This is a genomic window from uncultured Winogradskyella sp., assembly GCF_947501905.1.
Lineage (GTDB): Bacteria > Bacteroidota > Bacteroidia > Flavobacteriales > Flavobacteriaceae > Winogradskyella.
In genome coordinates this window covers 59,150-73,562 of sequence record NZ_CANMXL010000003.1, presented here as the reverse complement: position 1 = coordinate 73,562, position 14,413 = coordinate 59,150, and the positions used below count along the sequence as shown (strand labels likewise).

Sequence of the window (14,413 nt, the reverse complement as noted above, 5' to 3'; positions counted from 1 at the left end):
AAAAAAATGACAAAAAAATTACGCGTTCTACTAGGTAGTATTTCACTACTTATAGTAGCAGTTAGTGCGTTTACTTTTCTTACCGAAAACCAAAGTAATCAAGCACAAAAAACTCTTCAAGAGCAACGAGAAGCACATGCAAAGGTGATGGAAAATTCACCATTTAAAGAAACGTTGACTTGGGATAAGAAAAAGAGAAAAAAGGAAGGTCTACCCCCAAATAGGTACTTCGAGCAAATGTTTGAACTTACAGTAAACCCTTCTACTGGAAGGCTGGATGATGGTAACATTGCTATTTTAAGAGAAGAACTTAAACAACAAAGAGAAAGTGAAAGAAATCCTGGGGAAGTAGGAAATGCTTGGGATGAAAGAGGCCCAAATGATATTGGTGGTCGTACAAGAGCAATTTTATTTGACCCTAATGATTCTTCTAATAATACAGTTTATGCTGGTGGTGTTAGTGGTGGTTTATGGAAAAACACAAATATTACGAACTCAAGTTCTCAGTGGCAACGCGTAGAAAATGTACCGGGTAATTTATCTGTAACATCTATAACTGTTGACCCTAATAATTCTAATCGTTGGTATGTTGGTACTGGAGAGCAGTATACTGCTGGAGATGTAGTTGGTAATGGTGTTTATGTTACTAATGACGGTGGAAACACATGGACTTCAGTTAATATTCCTCCAGCTGGTCCGGGAACATTCGAATTTAACGCTTCAAACTTATTTTTATCAGGAATCTTTTATGTAAATGATATAATAGCTTGGAATAATAATGGTAATACCGAATTATTTGTTGGTGTTGGAGCCCATGTATATGGAGCTTCGAGTAGTCCTACAAACTGGCTAGGTTTGCAAACAGCAGGGTTATACCGCTCAACTAATGGAGGTACAACATGGAGTAGAATTGAGTCTGCAAATCTTCAATTTGATTTTCAAGGCACTGCTTATCCTGTAATTCCTAATGATTTTGAAATCGGTGCCGATAACAAATTATGGATGGGAACGATTACTACTCCTGGTATTGGAGGAACTGGCGGCGGTCGTGTATTTAGTACAACTAACGGAGGTACTTGGACAGAAGCTGGAGCCTCTCCTTTGACAGATTCTAATCGTGTAGAGATTGCCGTGTCTTCTACTAATGCTAATAAAATGTATGCCTTAACTCAAGGAGTTAATAGTCCAGTTCATGTTTATACAACAACAAATGGATTTGGAAGTATTTCAAATGGTGCTTTACCAAATGACGCCGATAATGGTATAGCTGCAAACGATTTTTGTAGAGGTCAAGCTTTCTATGATTTAATGATTGAGGTAGATCCAACCAATGATAACATTCTATATGTAGGCGGTATTGATTTATTTAGATCTACAAATAATGCAGGTTCTTGGACACAAATATCTAAGTGGTCTAATAACCCAGGATTAAATACGTTGAGCGCACCTTTAGTTCACGCCGATCAACATGCGATGACGTTTAGACCAGGCAGTTCAAACCAAGCAGTTTTTGGTAACGATGGCGGTATCTATTACGCATCGAGTTTATCTGCTGCTTCCGGTAATGGATCAGCAATTAGCGTAAGAAATAACAATTATAATGTAACACAATATGTAAAAGCAGGAATTGGCCCTAACGGAAGTGGGTCTACAAATGTGATTTTTACTGCTGGAGCTCAGGATAATGGTTCTCAAGCATTCAGAAATGGAAATGCAGCTCCGGGTATTAATGGTTCAGAAGAATTATCGGATGGCGATGGCTTCTACACATTTGTTGATAAGGATGGTCAGTATATGATTGCAACGTTTGTAAACAATGTTATCTATAGATTCAGTTTACCATGGAATGGATTAGGAAGACGTCAAGGTGGAGCTACGACTTTAGCAAGTAGCCAAACTACAGGAGATTTCGTAAATCAAATGGACTATGACAGTGATGCCAATAGATTGCTTAGTAATAATTCTAGTGGTTCTAGTTTTAGCATTCGTTCTATTAATGTAGCTTCTAATTCTAGTGGAACATTTACTAATGCTGCTTTAACTGCAAAACCAACAGCATTTAGAGCATCTCCTTTTGCAAATAATGTTTGGTATGTAGGTTTAGCTAATGGTGGACTTGTAAGATTATCAAGTGTTTCAAACAATTCAGCAACATTTACAACAATTAACACACCTTTTGTTGGTTCTGTATCTTCTGTAAGATATGGCGAAACAGCAAATGATATTTTTGTTACAATTCATAATTATGGAGTGACAAGTGTATGGGCAACTTCAAATGGAGGTTCTTCTTGGACAAGTAAAGAAGGAGATTTACCAAATATACCAGTTAGGGATATTTTACAAAATCCACTAAATAGAGATGAAGCAATTGTGGCAACTCAATTAGGAGTATGGTCAACTTCAAACTTTAATTCTACTAATCCTACTTGGACTCAAGCCTATAATGGTATGAGTGATGTTAGTGTAACATCATTAGATTATTGGGCAGTGAACGGTGATGATAACAATAATCAAATTATAGCATCTACTTATGGTAGAGGTGTATTTACAGGTTCTTTTACAGCAACTACAGTACCAGATACTGATGCACCAACAGCACCAACTAACCTTGTGGCGTCAAATACAACGCAAAGTACAACTGACTTAAGCTGGACAGCTTCTACAGATAATGTAGCTGTATCAGGATATGATGTTTTGCAAGATGGTGTTGTAGTAGCTTCGGTTTCAGGGACTGCAACAAACTATCAAGTTACAGGCTTAGCGCCAAATACAGCATATGCGTTTAGCGTTCGTGCAAATGATGCGGCTGGAAATCAGTCAGCAGTAAGCAATGTGGTAAACGTAACAACTGATGCTCCAGATACAACAGCGCCAAGTGTTCCAACAAATTTAACTGCTTCAGGAGTTACAGCAATTTCTGCAAACTTGTCTTGGACAGCTTCTACAGATAATGTAGGAGTAGCATCTTACGATGTTCTTAGAGATGGAGTTGTAGTAGGAAATTCGACAACGACATCTTTTGCTGCAACAGGCTTAACAGCTGAAACACAATATAACTTTTCTGTAATAGCAAAAGATGCTGCAGGAAATGCTTCTGCTGCAAGTAATGTAGTTTCAGTAACTACAGATGCAGTTCCAGTAACATACTGTTCTTCTCAGAGTAGTAATGTAAACGATGAGTTTATCAGTAGAGTACAATTAAACACGATAGATAATTCATCTGGCGCACAGTTTTATTCAGATTTCACAAGTATATCTACAACGCTAACAAAGGACACTCAATATACGGTATCAATTACACCAACATGGACAGGGACACTGTATAACGAAGGCTATTCGGTATGGATAGACTATAATCGCGATGGAGATTTTACAGATGCTGGTGAACAAGTGTTCACATTAGCACCATCACAAACAACTCCAGTAAGCGGAAGTTTTACTGTACCGTCTTCGGCAAGTGAAGTAGCAACCCGTATGCGTGTTACAATGAGTTATAATGCAAACGTAGACTCTTGTGCGTCGTTTACTTATGGAGAGGTTGAAGATTATACAGTTGTTATAGAAGGTTCTGGTCCAGATACAGAGGCACCAGTCATTACGTTAAACGGTTCAGCTACAATTAACTTAAATCAAGGAGAAGCCTATACAGAATTAGGAGCTACAGCGACAGATAATGTCGATGGGGACCTAACGTCAAGTATCGTAACTACAGGAACAGTAAACACTAATGTAGCAGGCACATATACGGTGACGTATAGTGTAAGTGATGCAGCAGGTAATAATGCGAGTACAACAAGAACAGTTAATGTTATTGCAGACACGACTGCACCTGTGATTACGTTAAATGGTTCATCAACGGTTAGTTTAGATTTAGGACAAATTTATACAGAATTAGGCGCCACAGCGACGGACAATGTCGATGGTGATTTAACGTCAAGTATCGTAACTACAGGTACAGTAAACACAAGTATAGCAGGCATGTATACCGTGACATACAGTGTAAGTGATGCAGCAGGTAATAATGCGAGTGCAACACGAACAGTCACTGTAAATCCAGATACAACAGCGCCAGTAATAACATTAAATGGAGCATCTACAATTAACTTAAATGTAGGCGACGCTTATAACGAGCAAGGTGCCACAGCCACAGATAACATTGATGGGAATTTAACCTCAAGTATCGTAACTACTGGTACTGTAAATACAAATGTAGCAGGCACTTATACCGTAACCTATAGTGTAAGTGATGCCGCAGGAAATAATGCGAGTGCAACACGAACAGTAGTTGTAAGTGCAGATACCGTAGCGCCAGTAATTACATTGTTAGGTTCAGCAGCGGTTAATTTAACTGTAGGAGATGCTTATACAGATGCAGGTGCAACTGCAACGGATAACATTGATGGTAACTTAACTTCAAGTATTGTCGTAACAGGTGCAGTAAACACGAACGTAGTAGGCACTTATACATTAACGTATAACGTAAGTGATGCAGCAGGAAATGCGGCAACACCAGTAGCGAGAATTGTAAATGTAAATGAAGTTGCTAACGGATGTACAGGCGGTGTGTCACTTCCATATAGTGAAGGCTTTGAGAGTGGAATAGGTGCATGGACACAGAGTAGTGTAGATGACCTTAACTGGACAGTGGACGCTAACGGGACACCATCAAACAACACAGGGCCATCAAGTGCAGTACAAGGTAGCAACTATATTTATGTAGAAGCGTCAGGTAATGGTACAGGCTTCCCTAATAAGCGAGCAATTATCACCTCTCCATGTATTGATTTATCAACAGCAACAGAGGCAACATTTTCATTCAAGTACCATATGTTTGGTAGCACAAATGCAGGTTCAGTAGACTTAGAGGTGACTAATGATGAGGGCGCTACATGGACAAGTGTATGGAGTCAGACAGGCAATCAGGGCAACCAATGGTTAACTGTCAATGTAGATTTAGCAGCTTACTTAGGAAGTGGTATCCAAGTACGTTTTAATAGAATCACTGGAGGTACATGGCAAGCCGATGTAGCTATAGATGATATTTCTGTAACGGAAGGTACGGTGACAACACCATCATGTTCAGGAGGTATTACTTCTTATCCATATGCTCAAGGCTTTGAGTCAGGAATTGGTGATTGGTCACAGAGTAGTGCAGATGATTTAAACTGGACAGTAGATGCTAATGGGACGCCGTCTAATAATACGGGGCCATCAAGTGCGGTTCAAGGTAGCAACTATATTTTTGTAGAGGCTTCAGGGAACAACACGGGTTATCCAAACAAGCGAGCAATTATTACGTCACCATGTTATGATTTATCATCACAGTCAAGTGCAACGTTCTCATTTAACTACCATATGTTTGGAAGTAATGATATGGGAAGTATAGCTTTAGAAGCGAGTAATGATAATGGTGCTAGTTGGGCAACATTATGGAGTGAGACAGGTAATCAAGGCAATCAATGGTTATCACAGAACATAGATTTATCTGCATATGTAGGCAATAGTGTACAGTTAAGGTTCAATAGGTTAACAGGTGGCACATGGCAGGCTGATATTGCTATTGATAATATTGGTTTAACAGCAGGAGTAACTACTAAAGCTGAAGAAATTGATGTTAATCTTTCTGACGATATTCAGACTATTGAAAACTCTGTAAGATTCTATCCAAACCCTGCATCTTCTTCCGTAAATGTAGGATTAGGAATGGATATGCGAAACGGAGCTGTTGATATGACATTATCTATATATGACCTAACCGGTAAAATGGTTAAACGTGTGCAATGGTCTGTAGATTCTATTACTTCTGAAAAGCGTATAAACATTTCAGGATTAAATAGTGGAATTTATATGCTAAATATTCAAGGGTCTAATGGCATGAATAAGATGCAAAAGCTTATGAAAAAATAGTAATAACCTAATCTATTTTAACTTCAAACCCAGATAAAAAATCATCTGGGTTTTTGTTTCCTCTAATAATCAAGGTAGAGAGATTTTAAAGTCAAAAAGTAAGTTGTAGTCTTTTTCCTCAATAACATTACGGAAAAACCGCAAAACTTCATTTTTTGAATCTTAAAGTCTAGAAAATCGGATATTTTAATTATGACTTTTCTTACCTTAAGAGGGCATTCAATAATTTAAATTTTTAAAACATGAAATTGAAACTACTATTACTTTTTATTACGTTTAGCACTTCTATGGTTTGGTCTCAAAATAATAATTTGTGGACTAAATCAAACACTACAATTGGTATACCGAAAAAGGATAACCATAAAAACTTAGATAACTTTAAGGTTTTTAATTTAGATACTGAGAATTTAAAAAAAGCACTTTTAAACACCCCAGCTAGAAACACCTATAGTTCAACATCTAATGTTATTATTAGCTTTCCTAATTATACTGGAAAAATTGAAGGCTACAGAATAAGTGAAGCCTCTAACATGGATCCAGATCTTCAGGCTAAATACCCAGAGATAAGGTCTTATATTGGTCAAGGAATTAATAATCCGGATTCTCAAATAAGATTTAGTTTTTCACCTTTTGGTTTTAGCGCTATGATTTTGTCACCAAGTGATGGAAATACATTTATAGAGTCAAGTGATAAAAACTCTGATAGTTATATAGTTTATAACAGAGCGAATAGAATTGATACTGGCAACAAATTTGAATGCTTAGTTACTAGTCAAATCAATGAATCTTTAGGAGCGGGAAGTTCATTAAGAAATGCAGATGACTCAATTTTAAGAACATATAGATTGGCTGTTTCTACAACAGGAGAATACACTCAATATCATGGAGGAACAAAAGCTCAAGCATTAGCAGCTATAAATACGACTATGACCCGTGTAAATGGGATATATGAAACCGATTTTAATGTAAACATGGTATTAATTGCCAATACAGATGATGTAATTTATACTAATTCTAGCACAGACCCATATTCTAATGGAGGTTTTAATAGTCAAGTGCAAAGTACTTTAACAAGTTTAATAGGAGAAGCTAACTACGATGTTGGTCATTTATTTGCTAGAGCTTCAGATAATGGGAATGCTGGATGCATAGGTTGTGTATGTGTTAATGGTCAAAAAGGGAGTGCTTTCACGTCTCGTTCAACACCAGAAGGTGATCCATTTGATGTAGATTATGTAGCTCATGAGTTAGGACACCAATTTGGAGCTAACCATACATGGACACATGGCGGAAATGAAGGTAGAAATGTACAAATGGAACCAGGTAGTGGTACTACAATAATGGGATATGCAGGTATTACAGGACCAAATACTGATGTACAACCTAATAGTGATCCTTATTTTCATGCAATTTCTATTCAGCAAGTCACTAATTATGTAAAAAGCACGAGTTGCCAAACCAACACAAATACAGGTAATACTGTGCCTACTGCTAATGCAGGAATTAATTATACTATTCCAAAAGGAACGGCTTTTGTTTTAACAGGTACTGGGTCAGATGCAAATTCGCAAGACGTATTGACGTATTGTTGGGAGCAGATAGATGAAAATGATTCAGCAACATCTAAGCCTAGTGTCACTGCTACTACAGGACCAGCTTTTAGATCATACAATCCTACCACAGACAATAAGAGATATTTCCCAAGATTATCTACAATTAAAACTGGAGCTACATCATGGGAATGGGAAGCAGTACCAAACGTAGCAAGAACCTTAAATTTCAGATTAACAGTAAGAGATAACAGAGCTGGAGGAGGTACTAATAATAGCGACGATACACGTATTACTGTAAATGGTACAGCGGGTCCTTTTGTGCTTAACTCACCAAACACGAATGTCACTTGGGATGCTGGCACTACGCAAACAGTAACTTGGAATGTGGCTGGAACAACAGGCAATGGTGTAAATGCAGCGAATGTAGATATCTTCTTATCAACAGATGGCGGAGATACTTACCCTATCACTTTAGCTTCAGGAGTAACTAATGATGGTTCTCATGACATTATAGTGCCTAATAACCAGGGGTCTCAAAACAGAATTATGGTGAGAGGTTCTAACCACATCTTTTTCGATATTTCTAACACTAATTTTACTATTGGAGCACCAGTAGTTTGTAATGCAACGACACCTTCAGGGTTAGCTGCTTCTAATGTTGGGTCTTCTACAGCAACTTTAAGTTGGAATGCAGTTCCAGGAGCATCTTATGATTTAAGATATAGGGTAGTAGGTTCTTCAACGTGGACAACAAATGCAGTAACAGGAATATCTTCTAACTTAACAGGACTAACTGCCCAAACACAGTATGAGGCTCAAGTAAGAAGTAAATGTACTGGAGGAAGTAATTCATCTTATAGCACTTCAGTAAATTTTACAACTACCGAAGTACAATTAACATATTGTGCGTCTAATGGTCAGATTATTACAGATGAGTACATTTCACGAGTTCAGTTAGGTAGTATAGATAATATTTCTGGTGCATCTACTGGAGGTTATGCAGACTTTACGTCGCAATCTACAGTATTAACTAAAGGAGTGTCTAATACCATTACTATTACGCCAACATGGACAGGTACATTATATAATGAAGCTTATGCTGTTTGGATAGATTACAACAGAGATGGTGATTTTACAGACGCAGGAGAGCAAGTATTAACACAAGCGCCAACGCAAGCTACACCAATAAGTGGAAACTTTACAGCTCCAGATAGCGCTGTTGATGGTGCAACCCGTATGCGTGTATCTATGAAGTACAACGCAGCTCAGACATCATGTGAGTCATTCCAATATGGAGAGGTTGAAGATTATACAGTTGTTATTGAAGGCTCTGGGCCTGACACGACTGCACCTGTGATTACGTTAAATGGTTCATCAACGGTTAGTTTAGATTTAGGACAAATTTATACAGAATTAGGCGCCACAGCGACGGACAATGTCGATGGTGATTTAACGTCAAGTATCGTAACTACAGGTACAGTAAACACAAGTATAGCAGGCATGTATACCGTGACATACAGTGTAAGTGATGCAGCAGGTAATAATGCGAGTGCAACACGAACAGTCACTGTAAATCCAGATACAACAGCGCCAGTAATAACATTAAATGGAGCATCTACAATTAACTTAAATGTAGGCGACGCTTATAACGAGCAAGGTGCCACAGCCACAGATAACATTGATGGGAATTTAACCTCAAGTATCGTAACTACTGGTACTGTAAATACAAATGTAGCAGGCACTTATACCGTAACCTATAGTGTAAGTGATGCCGCAGGAAATAATGCGAGTGCAACACGAACAGTAGTTGTAAGTGCAGATACCGTAGCGCCAGTAATTACATTGTTAGGTTCAGCAGCGGTTAATTTAACTGTAGGAGATGCTTATACAGATGCAGGTGCAACTGCAACGGATAACATTGATGGTAACTTAACTTCAAGTATTGTCGTAACAGGTGCAGTAAACACGAACGTAGTAGGCACTTATACATTAACGTATAACGTAAGTGATGCAGCAGGAAATGCGGCAACACCAGTAGCGAGAATTGTAAATGTAAATGAAGTTGCTAACGGATGTACAGGCGGTGTGTCACTTCCATATAGTGAAGGCTTTGAGAGTGGAATAGGTGCATGGACACAGAGTAGTGTAGATGACCTTAACTGGACAGTGGACGCTAACGGGACACCATCAAACAACACAGGGCCATCAAGTGCAGTACAAGGTAGCAACTATATTTATGTAGAAGCGTCAGGTAATGGTACAGGCTTCCCTAATAAGCGAGCAATTATCACCTCTCCATGTATTGATTTATCAACAGCAACAGAGGCAACATTTTCATTCAAGTACCATATGTTTGGTAGCACAAATGCAGGTTCAGTAGACTTAGAGGTGACTAATGATGAGGGCGCTACATGGACAAGTGTATGGAGTCAGACAGGCAATCAGGGCAACCAATGGTTAACTGTCAATGTAGATTTAGCAGCTTACTTAGGAAGTGGTATCCAAGTACGTTTTAATAGAATCACTGGAGGTACATGGCAAGCCGATGTAGCTATAGATGATATTTCTGTAACGGAAGGTACGGTGACAACACCATCATGTTCAGGAGGTATTACTTCTTATCCATATGCTCAAGGCTTTGAGTCAGGAATTGGTGATTGGTCACAGAGTAGTGCAGATGATTTAAACTGGACAGTAGATGCTAATGGGACGCCGTCTAATAATACGGGGCCATCAAGTGCGGTTCAAGGTAGCAACTATATTTTTGTAGAGGCTTCAGGGAACAACACGGGTTATCCAAACAAGCGAGCAATTATTACGTCACCATGTTATGATTTATCATCACAGTCAAGTGCAACGTTCTCATTTAACTACCATATGTTTGGAAGTAATGATATGGGAAGTATAGCTTTAGAAGCGAGTAATGATAATGGTGCTAGTTGGGCAACATTATGGAGTGAGACAGGTAATCAAGGCAATCAATGGTTATCACAGAACATAGATTTATCTGCATATGTAGGCAATAGTGTACAGTTAAGGTTCAATAGGTTAACAGGTGGCACATGGCAGGCTGATATTGCTATTGATAATATTAATTTGACTAGCGGGTCTACTGCTAGAGATGAACAGGTTACAATAGATATCAACCCTAATAACACTTTTGAGCTAAGTGTATATCCTAACCCAGTAAAAGGAAATGTTTTAAATATTAAAACAAATCTAGAACAACTTACTTACCGTGTGGTAAATATGCTCGGACAAGAGGTAGGTAGAGGTAATTCTACATCTACTATAGATGTTAGTAACCTTGATAAAGGTATATACATTGTTCAATTTACAATTGATGATAAAACAGAAGTAAGGCGATTTATTAAAAATTAATAGGTCATAATTCTAAAAGAAAGAAAAAGCCCAGCATTTAAGCTGGGCTTTTTTATATATGCTTTATTTCATTATCATGAAGTAGTTCATCACCTCTTAGCCGCAAAAATATTTGTGCTACAGCAATAGTATCTTTTTCACAGTAGGTGATAATGCGGTCTATATCATTGTCATTGTAGTAAACACCACAAACTTCGCTACCGTCAATATCATCCTTAGGTGAAGGAATGCCTAAAACATTGGTCAATAACTTTAAAGACGTATAGGTTTTATAATCTCCAAATTTCCACAATTCTAAAGTATCGAGATGTGGAACTTCCCAAGGTTTTTTCCCAAACAAATTGAGTTTATAAGGCAATTCAATATTATTAATAATCATACGTCTAGCGATATATGGAAAGTCGAATTCCTTTCCATTATGGGCACAAAGTAAATGCTTGGTCTGACTAAAATGTGAAATTAATAAATTTTTAAAATCTTTTAGAATTTGAATTTCATCACCATAGAAGGAGGTAACTCTGAAGTTTCTAACATCACCTTCCATCTTAAAATAACCTACTGAAATACAGATAATTTTTCCAAATTCTGCCCATATACCTGCACGGTCATAGAATTCTTCTGCTGTAAAATCGTCTTTTCGTTGGTACTTAGATTTTAGTTCCCAAAGCTGTTGTTTGGTTTCGTTTAAGTCCGAAAAATGTTGTGTTTCAGGAACGGTTTCAATATCTAAGAATAAAATATTTTCAAGATGAAGCTTAGAAATCATAATGCAAGAAAATTATTTAGAGTTCAATACTAAAGATAATTGTTTTCCAAATAAAGCTGAAACTCCAGCTGCAATACCACCTATTATTCCTGTAACTAGCATGAGTAAATATGCGTTTCCGTTTAGAGGCAATAAAACAGCTATTTTTTTAGCTAGTATAAAATCATTGGCGCTGCCTAAATAAAAGGCATAAGCTATCCAAAACATAGCAATTGCTAGGAAAGGTATAAAGAAGACAGCACTCTTTTTTAAACTAATTAGGAATGCTGAAATAAAACTTGCCAGCATTACTGACCACCATGGTAGAAACTGCGATAAAATGATAGCTAAAAATACAGTAATGATAAAATTGATGCTATTTCGTTTCATATTATTTAGACGGCTTTAAAATTTGTGTGGACTTTGTTGAAGTGGAATCACTTTCGGATTGCATAAAGTTAATTTCAAAATAGTTGCCTTTTGCCCAATCGTCTATAAAATTATCGTAATATTTACTGCCTGGATTTCCCGATTGTCCACCAGGATAGATGCCATAAGCTTTTGGTGTCTCACCCATTTCTACAATCATTCGCCATGAAGGGCCATGATTTCTTGTCATGGCATTTACAGTGTTACCATCGCCACCAATTGGGATATTTTGTACTGAAAATGCAGGCAATGCTTGAAGCAAATGTCCAACATAAGAACGCTTATAGTTTTTCCAATCGTAATCGCCATTCTTTTCTTTCCATTTGTTTAATTTCTCAACTGTTTCTTTAAAAGATTGCTGAATTAAATCTTGTGCTGTCTCAATTTCAGGCGTTTCAATAACATCCATGAATTTATCATTAGGATGATTTTTTAGCATATACATGTACTGATATGTAAAAGGCCATTTCAGAGTTTCATCTTCAACATCAAATTCATCCCAAATCATAGTGTAAAGATTGTTATTCCAACTTGCAAATAAACCTGGTGCTTTACTATCGATGTGATTATCGAAATCCCAATTTTTCAGAATATCTAAAGCTTCTTTTTCATCTGAATTAAAACTAGAAACGTCTAAGTTTTCAATAAGATAGGGCACAATTTCACTTGCTTTTAAATTGAAATTGTTATTCTGTAAATCTTTGAAATCTTCAACATTAAACTTCTCCTTAGACCTAAAGAAGTTATTGATAATACGTGAACGGTAGGTGTCGTAGCCATCGTTAAATACATAAAACGGATACATAGAATCCGTTGGATGCTGATTAGCGGAACTTACAAAACCACGTTCAGGGTTTTTAGTATGTGCGTTATAATCTGATGGGATAATATTTTTCCAGTCATGGTCTGGGTTACTGCCATCCATTAAAAATTTACCTTGACCCTTCCATTTGTTTGGAAATCGCCCTTGTACCCACATAGCAATATCTCCAGTTTTTGAGGCAAAGACAAAGTTTTGTGCAGGTGCTACGTGGTTTTTAATCGCATTTCTGTAATCGTTATAATTTTTAGCTCGATTGAGCTTATAAAACAAATCGGTAAAATTATGGCCAATATGACCAGCCCATTTCATGGCATAACCTTTAAGCTCATTATCGCTTTTAAATTTATGGTCATAACTCACAGGACCATGATGTGTATAGATTACAGAATCTATAAAAGTTTCTTTTCCTTTTATTTTAATTTCTTCAAGTCTTACTGAGGTTTCTTTCCATTGACCATCGTACTTGTAGGCTTTTCGACTTTGGTCTTGGAAGTCTATCTTGTACCAATCTTTTACATCGCGAGTGGCATTGGTCACACCCCAAGAAATATCATTATTAAATCCAATAATAACGCCTAATGCACCTGGTAAAGTAGCACCATAGACATTATGTTCTGGTGTAGATAGTTGCATTACAAACCAAATTGAGGGTAGGTTTAAACCTAAATGTGGATCGTTGGCTAAAATTGCGTTTCCTGAAACAGATTTTGATGGCCCAACCGCCCAATTGTTACTTCCATTATTAGGGTGTGGTTTTGCCATCATTTCTGAAATAGAAATGGAATCTTTTACCATTTCACCTCCAGGAATTTCTGCCATTGGAGTATCAATAAAACTCCAATCAGTTTCTTTAGGAATTACAGGATCGATGATGTCATAAAAATCAGGGAATAACATATCAAAACGTTTCTTACCGAATTTTTTAATGGTATTAGTAAACTCTAAATCGTAATCTCCACCACAAAGCATGTCTGTCATATACATGAGAAGATGCATCGTTTTATCTACAGTCCAAATTTCAGGTGCGTAGCCTAAAAGTTTGTATTCTACAGGATAATTTTCTGGTTCTAGACTATTGATATATGCGTTGACACCTGCACTGTAAGCTTCTAGTAATGCTAAAGCTTCTGGGTCTTGTTTTACGACATCTAAACTGTTTTCTGCACCGAAAAGCATACCGTTACGGCGTTGTGAACGGTCATAATCAAGTGCGCCTTCTCCAATGATTTCAGATAAGCGACCAGCCGCAGCATAGGTTTGAAACTCCATTTGCCACAAACGGTGTTTTGCCGTAATGTAGCCTTGCGCTTTATATAAATCTCTATCGTTTTTTGCAAAAATATGCGGAATCAATTGTTCATCGTAATGTACGGTTACGACATCATCAAGACTAGGAATATTAACTTCTCCAGAGACCACATCATCCGTTTCATTTTGCCAAACACCTTGATTTGGTGCCAAGAATTTTCCTAATGCTGGGATGTCTCCAAACTTAGTATTTAAACCGTAAAAAACTACTGCTGAGAGTAGGCCAGTTATGATGAGTTTTAGGTATTTCATATTTAATAGTGAATA

Annotated in this window: 5 protein-coding genes; 2 read left to right on the top strand and 3 right to left on the bottom strand. The window is 37.4% G+C overall.

Annotated features, from left to right (window positions below):
- Window positions 1–6 precede the first annotated feature (6 nt).
- Together Q0770_RS07160 and Q0770_RS07155 are read left to right on the top strand one after the other, a co-directional pair.
- Window positions 7–5,907, top strand: coding sequence for an immunoglobulin-like domain-containing protein (locus Q0770_RS07160; protein ID WP_299115474.1), 5,901 nt, complete (start codon window positions 7–9; stop codon window positions 5,905–5,907).
- Between the two features lie 242 nt (window positions 5,908–6,149).
- Entirely contained in the window at window positions 6,150–10,841 is a 4,692-nt protein-coding gene (locus Q0770_RS07155) for an immunoglobulin-like domain-containing protein (protein ID WP_299115472.1), read from the top strand.
- 52 nt (window positions 10,842–10,893) lie between these two features.
- On the opposite strand, the gene Q0770_RS07150 is transcribed toward Q0770_RS07155, so the two are convergent.
- The 3 genes from Q0770_RS07150 to Q0770_RS07140 are packed head-to-tail and all read right to left on the bottom strand — an operon-like array spanning window position 10,894 to window position 14,398.
- Window positions 10,894–11,607: a 3'-5' exonuclease gene (locus Q0770_RS07150; RefSeq protein ID WP_299115470.1), complete on the bottom strand. Its 714-nt coding sequence runs from the start codon at window positions 11,605–11,607 to the stop codon at window positions 10,894–10,896.
- A gap of 12 nt (window positions 11,608–11,619) precedes the next feature.
- A complete protein-coding gene (locus Q0770_RS07145) occupies window positions 11,620–11,976 on the bottom strand; it encodes a hypothetical protein (protein ID WP_299115468.1) in 357 nt (118 codons plus the stop codon).
- Window position 11,977: 1 nt separating this feature from the next.
- On the bottom strand, window positions 11,978–14,398 hold the full coding sequence (locus tag Q0770_RS07140) for a penicillin acylase family protein (protein ID WP_299115466.1): 2,421 nt from the start codon (window positions 14,396–14,398) through the stop codon (window positions 11,978–11,980).
- Between the last annotated feature and the right edge of the window lie 15 nt (window positions 14,399–14,413).

Excerpts from the sequence above, each read along its gene's own strand:
- Q0770_RS07150 (WP_299115470.1), bottom strand. The coding sequence starts at position 11,607 with ATGATTTCTAAGCTTCATCTTGAAAATATTTTATTCTTAGATATTGAA.
- Q0770_RS07145 (WP_299115468.1), bottom strand. The coding sequence starts at position 11,976 with ATGAAACGAAATAGCATCAATTTTATCATTACTGTATTTTTAGCTATC.
- Q0770_RS07160 (WP_299115474.1), top strand. The coding sequence starts at position 7 with ATGACAAAAAAATTACGCGTTCTACTAGGTAGTATTTCACTACTTATA.
- Q0770_RS07155 (WP_299115472.1), top strand. The coding sequence starts at position 6,150 with ATGAAATTGAAACTACTATTACTTTTTATTACGTTTAGCACTTCTATG.
- Q0770_RS07140 (WP_299115466.1), bottom strand. The coding sequence starts at position 14,398 with ATGAAATACCTAAAACTCATCATAACTGGCCTACTCTCAGCAGTAGTT.